Source organism: Nitrospiraceae bacterium (assembly GCA_019637075.1).
In the GTDB taxonomy this organism is placed as follows: Bacteria; Nitrospirota; Nitrospiria; order Nitrospirales; family Nitrospiraceae; genus JAHBWI01.
Genome location: JAHBWI010000004.1, coordinates 145,868 through 160,699, shown reverse-complemented (window position 1 = coordinate 160,699; position 14,832 = coordinate 145,868). Strand labels below are relative to the sequence as shown.

Annotated in this window: 16 protein-coding genes; 13 read left to right on the top strand and 3 right to left on the bottom strand. The window is 61.1% G+C overall.

What is annotated here, in order from left to right; all coding sequences use genetic code 11:
• The first annotated feature begins 45 nt into the window (after positions 1–45).
• Positions 46–663, top strand: a complete 618-nt coding sequence (locus KF814_11945) for a class I SAM-dependent methyltransferase (GenBank protein MBX3236857.1) — start codon at positions 46–48, stop codon at positions 661–663.
• Here the strand turns inward: KF814_11945 and KF814_11940 are convergent, their stop codons facing one another.
• On the bottom strand, positions 664–1,362 hold the full coding sequence (locus tag KF814_11940; protein MBX3236856.1) for a haloacid dehalogenase-like hydrolase: 699 nt from the start codon (positions 1,360–1,362) through the stop codon (positions 664–666).
• 65 nt (positions 1,363–1,427) lie between these two features.
• Here KF814_11940 and der point away from each other — a divergent pair, with 65 nt between their 5' ends.
• The 9 genes from der to KF814_11895 all read left to right on the top strand — a co-directional run bounded on the left by der (position 1,428) and on the right by KF814_11895 (position 9,603).
• On the top strand, positions 1,428–2,813 hold the full coding sequence (gene der / locus KF814_11935) for a ribosome biogenesis GTPase Der (GenBank protein ID MBX3236855.1): 1,386 nt from the start codon (positions 1,428–1,430) through the stop codon (positions 2,811–2,813).
• A 236-nt stretch (positions 2,814–3,049) separates the two neighbouring features.
• Positions 3,050–3,433 (top strand): hypothetical protein, encoded by a 384-nt coding sequence (locus KF814_11930; GenBank protein MBX3236854.1) that lies wholly within the window; start codon positions 3,050–3,052, stop codon positions 3,431–3,433.
• Between the two features lie 197 nt (positions 3,434–3,630).
• Positions 3,631–4,647, top strand: a complete 1,017-nt coding sequence (locus tag KF814_11925; protein ID MBX3236853.1) for a hypothetical protein — start codon at positions 3,631–3,633, stop codon at positions 4,645–4,647.
• 90 nt (positions 4,648–4,737) lie between these two features.
• A complete protein-coding gene (locus tag KF814_11920; protein MBX3236852.1) occupies positions 4,738–5,367 on the top strand; it encodes an RNA polymerase sigma factor in 630 nt (209 codons plus the stop codon).
• A gap of 27 nt (positions 5,368–5,394) precedes the next feature.
• Entirely contained in the window at positions 5,395–5,691 is a 297-nt protein-coding gene (locus tag KF814_11915) for a zf-HC2 domain-containing protein (GenBank protein MBX3236851.1), read from the top strand.
• 23 nt (positions 5,692–5,714) lie between these two features.
• Positions 5,715–6,146 carry a cytochrome c gene (locus tag KF814_11910; GenBank protein ID MBX3236850.1) on the top strand — a complete coding sequence of 144 codons (432 nt, stop codon included), beginning with the start codon at positions 5,715–5,717 and terminating at the stop codon, positions 6,144–6,146.
• A gap of 81 nt (positions 6,147–6,227) precedes the next feature.
• A complete protein-coding gene (locus KF814_11905) occupies positions 6,228–7,955 on the top strand; it encodes a hypothetical protein (GenBank protein ID MBX3236849.1) in 1,728 nt (575 codons plus the stop codon).
• A 126-nt stretch (positions 7,956–8,081) separates the two neighbouring features.
• Positions 8,082–8,504: a PEGA domain-containing protein gene (locus KF814_11900; GenBank protein MBX3236848.1), complete on the top strand. Its 423-nt coding sequence runs from the start codon at positions 8,082–8,084 to the stop codon at positions 8,502–8,504.
• Positions 8,505–8,529: 25 nt separating this feature from the next.
• Complete coding sequence (locus KF814_11895; GenBank protein MBX3236847.1) at positions 8,530–9,603, top strand: NAD(P)-dependent alcohol dehydrogenase; 1,074 nt, start codon at positions 8,530–8,532, stop codon at positions 9,601–9,603.
• A 79-nt stretch (positions 9,604–9,682) separates the two neighbouring features.
• On the opposite strand, the gene KF814_11890 is transcribed toward KF814_11895, so the two are convergent.
• The gene (locus KF814_11890; GenBank protein ID MBX3236846.1) at positions 9,683–11,050 is read right to left on the bottom strand and encodes a M20/M25/M40 family metallo-hydrolase; all 1,368 of its coding nucleotides are present in this window, start codon (positions 11,048–11,050) and stop codon (positions 9,683–9,685) included.
• A gap of 169 nt (positions 11,051–11,219) precedes the next feature.
• Here KF814_11890 and KF814_11885 point away from each other — a divergent pair, with 169 nt between their 5' ends.
• From KF814_11885 to KF814_11875, 3 genes are read left to right on the top strand one after another with little or no spacing between them, the layout of a single operon-like run.
• On the top strand, positions 11,220–11,690 hold the full coding sequence (locus KF814_11885; GenBank protein MBX3236845.1) for a hypothetical protein: 471 nt from the start codon (positions 11,220–11,222) through the stop codon (positions 11,688–11,690).
• 12 nt (positions 11,691–11,702) lie between these two features.
• Positions 11,703–12,653 carry an NAD(P)-dependent oxidoreductase gene (locus tag KF814_11880; protein MBX3236844.1) on the top strand — a complete coding sequence of 317 codons (951 nt, stop codon included), beginning with the start codon at positions 11,703–11,705 and terminating at the stop codon, positions 12,651–12,653.
• 29 nt (positions 12,654–12,682) lie between these two features.
• Positions 12,683–13,399, top strand: coding sequence for a hypothetical protein (locus tag KF814_11875; GenBank protein ID MBX3236843.1), 717 nt, complete (start codon positions 12,683–12,685; stop codon positions 13,397–13,399).
• A gap of 188 nt (positions 13,400–13,587) precedes the next feature.
• Here the strand turns inward: KF814_11875 and KF814_11870 are convergent, their stop codons facing one another.
• Positions 13,588–14,739, bottom strand: a complete 1,152-nt coding sequence (locus tag KF814_11870; protein ID MBX3236842.1) for a porin — start codon at positions 14,737–14,739, stop codon at positions 13,588–13,590.
• Between the last annotated feature and the right edge of the window lie 93 nt (positions 14,740–14,832).

The window sequence follows — 14,832 nt, the reverse complement described above, 5'->3', positions numbered from 1 at the left end:
TATAATGAGGGCCGATGCACCGCACCAATTAGGCTGCCGCCTCACATGTACGCCACCGTCATCTTCCCTCGTCTCATGGATTGGGCGTTGAGCCAGGAGTTCTTCCTCAGCGCCCGGCAGGAATTGCTTGCTCAGACCGCGGGCTCGGTCCTCGAAATCGGATTCGGCACCGGCCTGAACATCCCGCACTATCCCCATACCGTCACGAGGGTCACAGCCGTAGACCCCGTGCCCCTGTTGCCCCGGCGAGTGACCAACCGTATCGGACGCGCATCGGTCCCCGTCTCCTTGGTCTATGCCGATGCCGAGCAATTGCCCTTTGCATCGGAACACTTCGATTGCGTGGTCTGCACCTTCACCCTCTGTACGATTCCCGACCCGATATCGGCCCTCCGGGAAGTTGAACGGGTGCTGAAGCCTGAGGGGCGGTTTTACTTTCTCGAGCATGGGCGCAGCGACCTACCGTCCGTAGCGCGGTGGCAGGACCGGCTGAATCCAATCCAAAATGTCATCGGCTGCGGCTGCAATCTCAATCGGCCGATCGATCGGTTGGTGACGCAGGCGGGTTTGTCGGTGGAGCAGCTGAGCAGGAGCCTCGTACCCGATGCGCCAAGAATTCTGGGTGAACTCTATCGGGGGACCGCCCGTCGCACGAGAACCTGATCAAGAGGGGCGACGACCGTCGGACAGCACGAGGAGGCTCTCGATCGAATGGAACCGGTCGGACGGTTCCGGCGGAAGCTGCGAACTGGACTTGGAGCGATGAAAGATCCGGCCCAGGCCGAACCGTTGGGCCGCGGCGAGGCACCGTTCATCATCGTCGACAAAGAGCGAGCGGCGCGGATCGAACCCCACCAGTCGTTGGCAAGCCGGCCAGTATTCCTGCCTCATCTTGAGATACCCGACTTCGAAGGCGTCCACGATGCGATCGACCTGCTGATCCAAGCCGGTCTTCGCCGCCTTGACCTCGACCCCGGCGCGATGGGCGTTCGTCAGAATCGTGACCCGCTTGCCCAGCCCTCGAAGCTGGGAGAGGAACTCCGGCGCATCGGGAAGGAAGCCGATCATGTGATCGAGCTCACGATGCATCGCCACCACGTCGAGGCCGACCCGCTCAGTCCAATAATGGAGATCGGTCCAGGCTAGTTCTCCTTCCACGGAGCGGTACAACCCCATCAGCCGGTCCCGAGCGACATCCACCGCCAGGCCATGGAGTGCGGCATAGCGGCGCGGCAGTTCCTCCTCGAAAAAGAAGTTATCGAAGTGCCGATCGAGCAAGGTGCCGTCCATGTCCAGGAGCACATCGTCGATCTCTTCCCAGTCGAGTGCGGGAGCGGGGGGCTCGGAACGATGGTTGGTCATTCTTGTCAGTATACACGACGCCCGTTGTCTTTCTCGAAATCGCTGTGCTACGGTCCGCCTCACGTATGGGCAGGCCAGAGACCGATTCACAACAGGACCTCATGGCGGAGCTTCCGCCGACGGAAAGCGTCCGGCTGCCCGTCGTCGCCATTATCGGCCGACCTAACGTCGGCAAATCTACCCTGTTCAATCGCATCCTCGGAAGCCGCACCGCGATCGTCGATGACGTGCCCGGCGTGACCCGGGACCGCAACTATGCCGACGGCCAATACCGGAATCGGCGTTTCCGGCTGGTCGATACGGGGGGCCTCGACCCGACGGCCCACGAAGGCATGCTGGCCCTCATTCGACAGCAATCCCAGCTTGCGATTGCCGAAGCCGACATTCTGATCCTCGTGCTCGACGGCCGATCCGGACTCACGCCCCCCGACCAGGAAGTGTTTGAAACGCTCCGCGGGAGCAAGAAACCCGTCTTCATCGTCGTCAACAAAATCGACACCCCGAAGGCGGAACCGTTGGTCGCCGATTTCTACCGTCTCGGCTATGAACAGCTGTTCCCCCTCTCCGCCGAACACGGCATCGGAGTCGCGGAGCTCTTGGACGCGTTGTTCCCGCTGCTTCCTCCGGAAGAGCAAACCGAATCGCAGCCGACCGATATCCCGCGTGTAGCCATTGTCGGGCGCCCGAATGTCGGCAAGTCCACGCTGGTCAACTCCGTGCTGGGTGAAGCCCGCGTGGTGGTCAGCGACGTGCCCGGGACGACTCGCGACCCCGTGGACTCCATCGCGACCTTCCGTGACAAGCAATACATCTTCACCGATACGGCCGGCATCCGTCGGCGCGGGAAGGTGGAGCGGGGCATCGAAGGCTACAGCGTCGCGCGGTCGCTGCGCGCAATCGGACGATCCGACGTCGCCGTCCTCGTGCTCGACGCCGTCGAGGGCGTCACCGAACAGGATACCAAGATCGCAGGATTGATCCTGCGGCAGGGACGCGCCTGCGTCCTGATCGTGAACAAATGGGACTTGAAGAGCGACGATGTGGAAGCTCGGGAAGCCTATAAAGAGGACTTGGCCAGACGGTTCCCCTTCCTCGCCTGGTCGCCCGTGCTGTTCATCTCGGCGCTGCAGCCGGATTTCCTTCGCGGTCTCTTCACGTTGATCGACCAAGTGTTCTTATCATTCAGCAAGCGGGTGGCAACGGGCCACTTGAATCAATTTTTCCAAGGCCTGCTCGAATCGCACCCACTGCCGGTCAAGAAGGGCAAGCCGACCAAAGCCAGCAAGTCCGCGTTCCTGACTCAAGTTGCCACAAGACCACCGGTGTTCGTCTTGTTCGTGGGACATCCAGGCGATATCACGCCCGCGTACTTGAAGTACCTCGAAAATCAAATTCGGAAGGAATACCGGTTTTCCGGTACGCCGATTCGCCTCATGGTCCGCAAGAAGTGAGGCGCGCTTGCCGGAACAGATACGCTTTTGACACATTTGGATACATTTCGCCGCGCTGATCACCGCAGCAATCCACGAAATTTCCCACGTTTTCTCTTCATTCCTATCGACAGCTCCGATTCCTGTGCTGGCTTGCATCTTGCTTTTACCTAGGGACATCGAGGCTGTGATGCGCCGGCCTCTCAAACCAGCAGCAAGGGTGTCTTGCACTGCACCACTCAGCGAGGAATTCGTCCATGCCCTCGACAGCCCTTCAACTGAGCGTCTCTCCCGAGATCTCGGCTTCAACCGACAGTGGGTTCATTGTGCTGACCATGGCGCGGCGGATTCTCCATCTGAACGATCGGGCAAGAACCTGGTTGTGCGCGCTGTCCGACGGCGAGGGGCCAGTTGAACGCGGCCTCGTGTCGCCCTTGCCCAACGTGTTGGTCGATCTGTTTCACGCCGTGTTGGCCGAAATGGAAAAACGGATTGCCGGGGAAGACTGGCGCCACTTCGAGATGAGAACCGTCTGCGTATCGACGCAAGGCCTCGTGCTGGCACGAGGCTTTGGAATGCCGGAAGCGAGCAGACGGCAACAGTCCCGCATCGTCCTTTTGCTCCAACACGATCCTCTCTGATCCATCACGCCGCACTGCATCTGCCGCTCTCCTTCCGACGCGAATGCCTTTCAACTTGACTGGGCGGGAGCGTCGTGTTATTCGCTCAAGAAACGGAGCACAACGCTCCCTGCATCGACTGCCCCCCAGAATTTCCTTCGGGGGCTATCAGAGATTCCCGCGTCATCCATCATCGATTTACAGGAACAGGTCATCCGATGAGCACCATGGTCATCCGCGCGGCACGTCGCCGTCTTTCCGCCCTTCGTCCCTTCGTCTGGATTTTAGCGCTGTCCTGTGCCGGCCCCTTGCCGTCCGGCTGGGCTCAGGCCCCCCAAACACCGGTCGAGCCGGACGCAGCGCCGCAGAATGAAGAGGCTCAGGCAGCCGCGGCCCCGGAAGCCGAGGCGGCGCCGGTTTCCCCTTCCGTTCAAGTGTCGGGTTCCATTTGGCGCTCCGTACCGGGCATTGTGTTCCTTCAGACTCCGATCGGGAAATTGTCGCTGAGTTCCAAGACCTCCCTTCGGGATATTCGCAGTTCCCACAAGATCACCCTCTACGTGCATGGCACCACGACCGTCGTGGATGTGCGCGACCGGGGACCAGGGACGCTCATTCACCGGTATGTCACGACCACGCCCGAAGCGATCTCGCCGGACACCAAGACGCTCGCGCTTTGGACGCCGGACGGCGAGCAAACCGTCCCCATGGGCCAATTCGCCACGAAATTGCTGGGCCACAACGGCCAGAAACCGTTGACGGTGGAGATCGACGCAGCCGGCGCCATGCGGGGGATCCACGATATGCAATTCGATCTGCAAGTCAGTCAGGTCCCGCATGCCGCTTCTCATTTGCACGTGTTGCTCAACGGCACCGTTGCCAAGCTCAAGTCGAGCTATGTGTTCCTCCGGACGCCGCTGGGCATCGTCACGGTCAGCACAAAAACCGGCGTGCGCAATGCGAAGGTGGGGCAGGATATGAGCCTCTGGATCCATGAGGGACACGTGGCGATCGACCTCTTGCAAGACGGGACCACCGCGCGGCGGTTCCTCACCGGCCCGCTCACATATGCCTCCGCCGATCGAGCCGCGTTGACCCTCCACACCCCGGAAGGGGAACAGTCCGTCACCCCATCCGCCGGTAAGACCGTCCTGTCGAGCCTGAAAGAAGGGACCCCCATTACGGTTGAGCTCGACCATGAGGGGACTGTCGTGGATATCCGTCGGGTGAATTGACCGGTCCGGAAGCCGCTGGCCGGCGCAGACGCTTCCGCGCGGTGGTTGCTTGACAGGCTCGAAGAACCGCCCGTAGACTCCTGTCCTTCTATGGCCTCCCCTGCCAAGAACAGGCCCGATCGTTCCAGTATCCAATCACCCGCGCCGGACTCCCGCTCGTTCGATCAGATTTACCGAGACAACGTCGATTTGATTTATCGATTCGCGCACCGGTTGTGCGGCGAAACCGAAGCGGCGAAGGATCTCGTCCAAGAGACATTCCTCAACGCGTACCGTGGGTTCCAGGATTTTCGTGGTGAGGCTCAAATTTCCACATGGCTCTATGCCATTGCCTCCCACGCTTGCATGCGCATGCGCCGCAAACGGAAGGGCGAGCCCGAACGGGAACTCTCACTGGAAGAGTTCATCCCGACGTCGGAGGGCGAGTTCAAGCTGCAGATTCCCATGGACGGCATGAGCCCGCAGGAGGCGCTGGAGAATAAAGAGCTTCGGCGCATGTTGGACCATGCCATCGCCAAACTCCCGAAAAAATATCGCATGGTGCTCGTGCTGCGCGACATGGAAGGGCTCAGCGCCAAGGAGGTCGGCAGCATCATGGGACTGAACGAGCGGGCCGTCAAATCGCGCCTTCATCGCGCCCGGTTGTTCGTCCGTAAAGAGTTGAGCGCCAGAGGACTGACCGGCGACATCCGGCAGAACGACCACACAATTCCGGATTGATTTGGTATAGTGGAAAAGAAGGTCATTATGGCTTCACAAGTTCGCACCCAGCCAGGAACCCGCAAACCCGTCCATGCCGGTCACAGGAAAGGCCACTGCCTCAAGATCCTGGAACGGCTGTCGGCATACCTGGATGATGAACTCGCGAAGGACGTCTGCCAGGAAATCCGCTCCCATCTGGGCCACTGTCCGAACTGTGAAGTCTTCCTCGATTCGCTCCGCCAGACCGTCCGTCTCTGTCAGAACCGCCCGGCACCGACCCTCTCCTCCCAAAGCCGCTCGACCCTGCGACGCCAAATACTCAAGGCGGCGGCCTCAGCCTGACCTCGATGCGGCGGGAAAGGCGCATGGCTCCCAGCCATCCCCAGCGAACTTCGCATACGGCTCCAGCCCGACCACGTTCCTTTGATCGCGCATTTGTGCTGCTGCTGGTCTTGGGATCAGCGACGGGTCTGATGCTGACCGCCCACGCGGATGACCTCCAGCGCGGACAAAGCCTTTACCAAGAACGTTGCGCCGACTGTCACGGGCCGGAAGGCAAGGGCGACGGAGCCAAGGCTCCCTTTCTCTCCCCCAGGCCGGGGAATCTCGTATCCGCTGCCACCTCCGCCAAGTCCGACAAGGAATTGCTGAAGATCATCGCCAACGGGAAGCCCCACACAGCCATGCCCTCCTGGGATGGAACGCTCTCAGCCGAAGACCAGGAAGCCGTGCTTCGTTATATCCGCTCGCTCGTGCGATTCAGCCGGCCTCAGACCCCTTCTCCCCCGACCCCCTGACCCTTTCCAAACCCCTTTCGCACGAAAAGAACCGCGTGGTAGAGTGACCGTTCTTACCTTGATACCGGAGGTTGGCACGTCATGAATCGCAGGAATGCGCTCTTGCATACAAAACTGCTCATCGCCTTGTCCGTCGCGGCCATCGTCGTCGTTGGAAGCGGAATTGTTGAATCGGTGTCGGCCGCGCCCAAGCAGCAGAAACCCAAATCGGCAAAGCACGAGACCTCGGCCGCGCAGGTCGCCCTGCAGTACGCGGAGGCCATCTCCAAAGGTGACCGCGTTCAGGCGGGTCAGCTGGACTTTGCCTGCCAATACCGTCTGGTCGTCGCGGCGTCCGGACCGGTGAAACACTTTGCGCCGCCGTCGGATGCTTCATATGAGGCCTGCTGGGCGCCGCTCGCCGCCGCCCATGCGCCGGCCCTGCGGCGGACCGACATTGCCATGGATGTCATTTGGCCCAGCACAGGCCCATTGGTATTTTTCGGCGACGAACTCCCGCGCGCGCCGGCCAGTGCCTTCGTGATGGATGCCCTCGGTATCTCGCCTCCGGGGACCGGCCTGCACCTGACGGCGGTAGAAACCCGGCCGATCCCGGGCGGGTCGTTTCGCCTGAAGACCGGCGGCAAGGTGTTGGGGACGACAGCCAACTTGGTGCTCCTGAAGGTCGAGTATCAGGACCCGCTCACCTCCCCGCTGACTTATGCGCCGGGACTTGCGAAGTGGACGAATACGATCAAGCGGCCTCGGCTGGCGGTGAAATCGGTCACGACCCAGTGGGTCGTGTTCAGCGGGCTGAAAAAGCACGGCTTCCCGGGCGACACGGCCGTGTTCAACCTTCCGCTGCCGTCGCAAGCTGAAGCACCAGGTATGACAGTGGAAAAGATTCCGTTTGCGACCGAAACCAGCCGGGCGCTCCCCGAGACGATCGCCTGGTGGCAACCCGACGACCAGCCCGGCACTCTGACGGCGGCTGCGGCTCGCGCGGCCACCTATCCGGAACTGCGCGATCGAGTGGCGCTCCTGAACCGTATCCTGCTCATCGATCCCAAACAGCCGGACGCGCTGACGGTCCTGACCCGTAACCTCTACACCGTCATCCTGCGCGAAGGGCGCAAGGGCCATCAGCTGAACGTGAAAGACCCGGCCCTGGCACTGGTGTTGGATGAATTTTATTGGAACATCTATGCCGAATCGGAACGCTTGGACCTGTCCAACGGGATGGAGATGGGGGGATTGCCTGAGCCGACACCGGCCGACTTCCTATATCGAATGTTGCCGGCCTTGCAAACGCTCGTGTCGGTTCGGCCGCAACAACTGGATTACCGATTCCAACTCGGCGTCGCCTACCGGTGGAACAACGATCAAGTGCCGATGATCCAGACCTTCGAATCGCTCGTGCGGGACATTCCCGAGAACCGCAAGACCCCGAAGGCTGAAGCGCAGTTGCAGTTGGCATGGTCGCGCATCACCAAGGTCGCCTGGAACCGTATCCTGCACGACCCTGAGAGCGAACGCGCCTATGCGGACGCTGAAGCCTCCTTGGCGAACGCCGAACTGCCGCTCGACAAGTTCTTGGCCGAATACACGATGGCCTACAGCATGATCTTTATGCCCAACTATGGCGATAAGGCCAAGATGCTGCACCACTTGACGGAGGCAAAGCGGTGGTTTGACCAAGTGCCCGGCAAGTCCGATGAGGTCTGGCGGTATTTCATGCAGGCGAACCTCTTGAAGCCGATCATGGACGCGGATCCCAGTTTCTCGCCGCTCCTGGCCGCCACACCGGCGCCGGCGCCGGCCAGCAACTAGCACACAGGGCCGTGGGAGCGAACTCCCACGGCCGTCTCTCCGCCTCCCGGCCCGAGGGTCGGACTCGTGCTTGCCAATCATCCAGCGCTATGGTAACCGTGAGCTCGGCTAACGAGCGAGGTCCCCATGCCCTCTTCCGTATCCAGCTCTCACACAATCCGCCGCATGATCTGCCTCGTGGTCTGCACGAGTTACCTGGCCGGTTGCTCGTTCTTCGGCGGCACTTCGCAACAGTTGAAGATCAATTCCGAGCCGCCCGGCGCCACCGTCCTCGTAAACGGTTCGCAGATCGGCACGACCCCACTCCAATATGACGCACCGCGCCGGGGCGAACTCCGGATCGATGTCCAGAAGCCCGGGTATCAAACCAGCTCTCGCGCCACATCCAGAAAACTCAGTAGCGTCGGCTTCGTCGATGTCATCGGCGGTGCGATGTTTCTCCTGCCCCTGCTGGGATTGATTGCGCCGGGCGCGTGGGAACAAGACCCGAGCATCTTCAACCTTTCGCTTGAACCGGAAATCGGATCGGCGCCGACCACGGCACCTTGATCTCCAATAGACAGAGGATCCAACGATGAGCAGGACAGGGAAAACCGCATCAACCATCGAGGTACAGGGCTATGCCGCCACAGGTCCAACCACGCCGCTCGCGCCGTTCACCTTCCAGCGCCGAGCAGTCGGTCGCCACGATGTCCTGATCGATATCCGCTACTGCGGCATTTGCCATTCGGATCTGCACCAGGCCCGCGACGAATGGGGCGGCGCGCGCTTCCCGATGGTGCCGGGCCACGAGATCGTCGGCACCATTGAATCGATCGGAGCCGGGGTGAAGCGGTTCAAGGTCGGAGACACCGTCGGTGTCGGATGTTTCGTGGACACGTGCCGCACCTGCCCGCAATGCAAGAAGGGTCTGGAGCAGTACTGCGAGGGACCGATCGCCTTTACTTACAACAGCACGGAGTTGGATGGGACCACGCCCACCTATGGGGGCTACTCCACCAAAATCGTCGTCGATCACCGGTACGTCCTGCGTATCCCGAAGGGCCTCCGGCCGGCGGAAGCCGCGCCACTCCTCTGCGCGGGAATCACGACCTATTCACCGTTGCGGCACTGGCGCGTCGGGAAGAAGCATCGGCTCGCCGTGGTGGGGCTGGGGGGACTCGGCCATATGGCCGTGAAACTCGGGAAGGCCTTGGGAGCCGACGTCACTGTGCTCAGCCACTCGACCAAGAAGGCCGCCGACGCCAAGCGCCTCGGCGCGAAGGCGTTCTATGCAACGTCGGACCCGGTAACCTTCACAAAATTGGACAAGCAGTTCGACTTCATTCTCGATACGGTGTCGGCGCAACATGATTTCAACGCCTATCTCGAATTGCTCAAAACCGATGGAACCATGATCCTGGTCGGGGCTCCGGACAAACCGACGCCACTCGGGGCATTCCCCTTGTTGCTGCATCGACGGAGACTGGTCGGTTCGTTGATCGGCGGGATCAAGGAAACCCAGGAGATGCTGAACTTCTGCGCGAAGCACCGGTTCGGAGCGGATGTCGAAATACTCAACATCCAACAGGTTAACGAGGCCTATGAGCGTCTCGTCCGCGGCGACGTGCGCTACCGCTTCGTCATCGACCTGGCATCGCTGAAATAGTTTGCACCATTCTCGAGACGACCGTCCCATTCGGCGTGCACGTTCGTCCCGCGTCTTCCTCCCAGCTCTGTCGGTCGGACTACTGCGTTCCCATCTTCGCCAATTCCTCGAAATAGTGCGCGAAGGCTTTCATCCCGCCTGAGGCTTGCCCCCAATCGAAGTACTCGTTCGGCGCATGGTATCCGTGCTCGGGCAGGCTCAGTCCCATGAACAGAATCGGCACCTTCCAGGCCTTCTGCATCGTCACAACCGCGCCGATCGATCCGCCTTCCCGGATAAATGCCGGTTCCTTGCCAAACCCTTCCTTCACTGCACGCTTCACGGCCTCGACATAGGGCCCGTCGAATACCCCGCGGAACGGATGCAGCATGCCTTCCCGTTCCACTTTCACTGCAGGATTCAACTTCGCCACGTATTTTTTCAGCAAGGCGAAGGCCTTCTCCGGCGTCTGACTGGGAACCAGGCGCATACTGATCTTGAGTTCGCCATGACCCGGCACCACTGTTTTCACACCGGGACCGTGATAGCCGCCGGTGAGGCCGTGTACTTCGAACGTCGGGGCAGCCCAGATGCGCTTCATCACCTCGGCCGGATCGTGCGTGCGCAGGGTCTTGAACCCATAGGCCTGTTTGAACTTGCTGACCTGGAATCCTGACTTCAAGAAACTCGTGATCTCGGCCTTGGTCGGTGCAACCACGTCGTTATAGAATCCGGGGATTTTCACCTTGCCGCTCTTCGCATCGACGCAGGCATGGGCGATCTCCATCAGCTCGACGAGCGGATTGCGCGCCGCCCCGCCGGTGACACCGGAATGGGCATCCTTCTCGCCCGTGCGAAGCACAAGCCTCGCGCCCAGCAACCCGCGCAATCCATACGGCATGGCCGGCCGGCCCTTCGAGAGCCAGATGGTGTCAGAAATCACGACCGAATCCGGGCGCGGAATTGCGGTGTGATTTTTGATGGCCGCGGCAAAGCTGGGACTACCGTTTTCTTCCTCCAGCTCCCACAGAAAACGAATGTTGACCCGCGTCCCTTGATCCACCGCATAGCGCGCGCCGAAGAGAGCCGCCAAGGCAGGCCCCTTGTCGTCGGTGGCCCCTCGTCCGCGATAGCAGCCGTTGTCGTTTTGAAAGGCAAACGGCGCCTGTTTCCATTCCGGCTCCTGCGCCGGTTGCACGTCCATATGGTTATAGATCGTGACCGTCGGATACGCCGGATCGAGCGTCCACCCTCCGGACACCACCGGATAGCCGGGCGTCTGGACGATATGGGCTTCGGCGCCGGCCGCGCGGAGATAGTCGGCGGCCAACTGCGCCATCCGCCCGATGTCCGGCGCATGCTTCGGGTCCATGCTGATGGACGGAATCTCCACCGCCTGTCCCAACATGTCTTCATATTGCGGGCGGACATGGTTGATGTAGGTGTCGAGTGTGTCCTTGCGGCTCATCCTGCTCCTTTCCGACTTCGGCCACCGTCGTCTGAAGACGGTACTGCCTCTCGCACTTCGCGGCTCCATCGAATTCGACGCGACCTCGGCGATTATAGCGGGTCATTTTTGAGAGAGAAAGCAGGCGAAGTGTACGAACCAGCGGGACAACGATGGTACAATGCGCGCCATGAGACAACGGAAACGGCGGCCGTGGTTTCACGCATTGTTGCTGCTGGCTGTCTGGTGCGTCGCAAACGGAACGGCCCCCGCCTTGGCGCAGGAAACCACTCCGGTTCAAGACATCCTGTCCGATCCGGGGCTGTTTCACTTACGGCAGGTGTCGTTGCAGGGTACCGTCCGGAACGTCGAACCGCTCGATCCCTACGAGATTCCTGCCGGCTCCACCTGCTACGGCGGCTACCTCTTCAGCTTGGAAGACGACAGCGGCACGATCGCCGTGGCGGTTCCCGGCCTCTGCGGCATTCCATTGGTCAAGGACCCGGATGTCGAAAACGGCGCGCGCGTCACGCTCGAGGCAACGATCCAAGCCCCGAGCCACGGCGGCTATGCGCTCAGCTTCAAGGGCGGCAAAATTCAAATGGATAAGGAGGGGGTCGTGCAAGCCATCGCCACACGCATCACCCCCCTGGTGGAATAGCCGACAAGCAATATGCCCATCGAACCTTCCATCACTCCTCCGAGACTGGCCGCGCCCTCCGAAACACGCGTCGGGTGGATCGGCACGGGTGTGATGGGCGGACCGATGTGCCAGCACCTGCAGAATGCCCGCTACCGGATGACCCTTTACACCCGCAATCGCACCAAGGCCTTGCCGATCCTGGCAAAGGGCGCCACCTGGGCCGACTCGCCCCGCGCGGTCGCCGAGCAGACCGATGTGCTCTTCACGATGGTCGGCTTTCCCGACGATGTGAGGGAGGTCTACTTTGGGGGCCACGGAGTACTCGCGGGTTCGAGACCCGATATGGTGCTGATCGACATGACTACGACGGAACCTGCCCTCGCCTGCGAGATCGCGGAGCAGGCGCAGGCCCGCGGCGTGGCAACCATCGATGCGCCGGTCTCCGGCGGGGACATCGGGGCTCGCAACGCGACGCTCTCCATCATGGTCGGCGGCTGGACCAAAGCCGTGCAGGCCGTCATGCCGCTATTTGAGTGTCTGGGAAAGAAGATCGTGCATCAAGGAGGGCCCGGCACGGGCCAGCACGCCAAGCTGTGCAATCAGATCGTCATTGCCGGCACGATGGTCGGCGTCTGCGAGAGTTTGGTATACGGGTACCGAGCCGGGCTGGAATTGCCACGGATGCTGGATTCTATCCGCGGGGGCGCCGCCGCCTGTTGGACCCTGGACAACCTGGCCCCGCGTATGTTGGCCCGAAACTTCGATCCCGGGTTCTTCGTCGATCACTTCGTCAAGGATATGGGCATCGCCCTCGAGGAAGCAAAGCGGCGGAATCTCCAACTCCCGGGGCTAACACTCGTGCATCAGTTGTACCGGAAAGTTCAGGAACTCGGGCACGGTCGCTCCGGCACCCACGCGCTGCTCCTGGCCTTGGAAGCGCTCTCCCATATCACACTGCCTGCACAATCACCTACGCCCTGAACGTCGTGTCGGCGATGGAAAGGTCTTCTATGAAACTGTTCCTGATCATGCTGCTACTGACAAACCTGGCCGCCTGCAGCGGCGCCAAGGGGTTAAACCGCCAGGCGCTGCAGCAATCGTTTCACGAACACCCGGAGATGGTCACGGACCGCGACATCGCGGACACCATGGCGGCGACCCCGACCCTCACGCATCCGTACCGGCTTGCCCTGTTTTTCAAGCACAAGCAGTTTCCCTCGCAACCCTCACTACGCCGCGTAGATTGGGTGAGCGCCGACGCCGATCGGCTGCTGAACACCTTGAGGCAGCTCAAGGATGAAGGTCTCCTCACGCAGGTTTCAGTGCTGGCCAATTCCTCGGTGCAGGGAACGACCTTTCGCGATCTCCGCCTGGCCGCCGCTCGATACAACGCAGACGCGCTCCTCATCATCGACGGCGCCTCGGCCTTAGAGCGATACAACAACGGCCATGCAGCCTGGTATGCAACCGGGATCGGCACATACTTTGCGCATGGCACGGAAAGTCACGCGCTGTTCATGATGGAAGGGGCGCTTTGGGACGTGCGGACCGGCTACTTGTTCGGCACCCAAAGCACCGAGGGCGAGACGACGCTCGTCGGTCCCGCTCCGTTCGTCGAGGACCAGAGCGCCATCGCGAAAGCCAAAGAGGTCGCGCTTGATCGCTTCGATCGCGAAATCGTGGACATGTTGCGGCTGGTCAGGGAAAAGTCGCGAGCGGCGAATTAGTAACTGAAGTATCTCGTATCTCGGCCCGATGTGAGGACGCTACCCTATGCGGCAATCGTTCTAGCGGATGTTCAAAACGACCGTCGGGCAAGGCCGCAGGGAGCGGGAACCCGAGGCATACTGTTTCTCGTACGTTGAGGGGGCGCGCGACCCGAGAACGAAGCTTCGAGGTCGTTTTCAGCATCCGCCTAGGGGCTGTCGAACGTCCAGAGGATTCCCAGCAACACCAAATGCTGGTTCGGCGTCAGGCCGATCACGCCCGGTTGAATCTCTCCGCGGCTAAAGAATCCCCCTCCCGCCCCCGTCGATTCATCCCACCGATGTTCGAGCCGGAGCATCGTGTTCGTCCAGCCGTATGGAATCCTGTATTCCACAGTCGACGTCATCGCCTTCACGAACTGCTCGTTGCCGGTCCAGCGGCCGTTCCGGTCCCAGTAGACTTCTGGCCGGAATGCGACCGCCCAGGGTCCACTGATGTGCCAACGGGCCACCACATTGGCACCGGTCACAAAGGCTCGCGGCTGACCCGGTCTGTTCGCCACTTTTTCCGTCCCGATATCGTAGGAAAACGCCACCGTCAGGTCTTCGCCCTTCCACTCCACGATGTGGTTGCCGTACAGGCGCCAAAATTCGAGTGACGTATTGGTTTGATCAGGCCCGGCATAGACCGTCTGCGTCAGGGTCAACCTCGGCGTCACCTTGTACGCCCATTGTCCCCCATAGGACGGCTGATCGTTGGTATAGGCCAGGTGGGAGTATCGATTAATGACGAAGGTCGTGACCGTGAGCTGTTCGTTGACCGGATACTTGGCGCTGACGCCGAACATCATATAGGGCGTATTGTCCGCCAACCAGGAACGGGTGTAGTTGGCATTGTCTTTGGCGTAGAGCGATTCGTAGCCGATCAAACTGTTGAAGAGACCAGCCGTCATCGTCAGGCCGTTGCCCACCGGGACCAGATACGACACGTTCGCCCGATGGAGATGGCGCCAGGTATCCGCGCCGTCGACCTTGCCCTCACCTTGCAGAAATGCAAAGTTCTTGGAGTCGTACCCACCCTGGAGGCCGAACTCCATGCCCCAACGTGAGTCGGTGGTTGTGTCCTTCCGAACATAGACCAGCCCCATGTTGGGGGCCAGCTCATTGTGCCGCACGGCGGTCGAACGGCTCCGCCATAGATGGTTTTCGGGAAAATTGAAATTCAGGACATAGGAGACATCGGCATAGGCGCCGTAATGCCAGAGGCTCGCCGGCTCTGTTGTTCCCGCGACACTGGACGTCGGTGTGCCTTGGCCTTCCGCCGGGGACGGCACTTCGACAGCGACGGCCGTGCCCGCCATCAGCGAGGCAACCGCCGCGGCCCAGAGAAGACACCGCCCCTTCTTTTTCCAGCCTGACGCCCTCACGCTCCCCACGAGACTGACTGTACACCG

Coding starts and splice junctions, on each gene's coding strand:
- KF814_11945 (MBX3236857.1), top strand. CDS start 46: ATGTACGCCACCGTCATCTTCCCTCGTCTCATGGATTGGGCGTTGAGC.
- KF814_11940 (MBX3236856.1), bottom strand. CDS start 1,362: ATGACCAACCATCGTTCCGAGCCCCCCGCTCCCGCACTCGACTGGGAA.
- der (MBX3236855.1), top strand. CDS start 1,428: ATGGGCAGGCCAGAGACCGATTCACAACAGGACCTCATGGCGGAGCTT.
- KF814_11930 (MBX3236854.1), top strand. CDS start 3,050: ATGCCCTCGACAGCCCTTCAACTGAGCGTCTCTCCCGAGATCTCGGCT.
- KF814_11925 (MBX3236853.1), top strand. CDS start 3,631: ATGAGCACCATGGTCATCCGCGCGGCACGTCGCCGTCTTTCCGCCCTT.
- KF814_11920 (MBX3236852.1), top strand. CDS start 4,738: ATGGCCTCCCCTGCCAAGAACAGGCCCGATCGTTCCAGTATCCAATCA.
- KF814_11915 (MBX3236851.1), top strand. CDS start 5,395: ATGGCTTCACAAGTTCGCACCCAGCCAGGAACCCGCAAACCCGTCCAT.
- KF814_11910 (MBX3236850.1), top strand. CDS start 5,715: ATGGCTCCCAGCCATCCCCAGCGAACTTCGCATACGGCTCCAGCCCGA.
- KF814_11905 (MBX3236849.1), top strand. CDS start 6,228: ATGAATCGCAGGAATGCGCTCTTGCATACAAAACTGCTCATCGCCTTG.
- KF814_11900 (MBX3236848.1), top strand. CDS start 8,082: ATGCCCTCTTCCGTATCCAGCTCTCACACAATCCGCCGCATGATCTGC.
- KF814_11895 (MBX3236847.1), top strand. CDS start 8,530: ATGAGCAGGACAGGGAAAACCGCATCAACCATCGAGGTACAGGGCTAT.
- KF814_11890 (MBX3236846.1), bottom strand. CDS start 11,050: ATGAGCCGCAAGGACACACTCGACACCTACATCAACCATGTCCGCCCG.
- KF814_11885 (MBX3236845.1), top strand. CDS start 11,220: ATGAGACAACGGAAACGGCGGCCGTGGTTTCACGCATTGTTGCTGCTG.
- KF814_11880 (MBX3236844.1), top strand. CDS start 11,703: ATGCCCATCGAACCTTCCATCACTCCTCCGAGACTGGCCGCGCCCTCC.
- KF814_11875 (MBX3236843.1), top strand. CDS start 12,683: ATGAAACTGTTCCTGATCATGCTGCTACTGACAAACCTGGCCGCCTGC.
- KF814_11870 (MBX3236842.1), bottom strand. CDS start 14,739: ATGGCGGGCACGGCCGTCGCTGTCGAAGTGCCGTCCCCGGCGGAAGGC.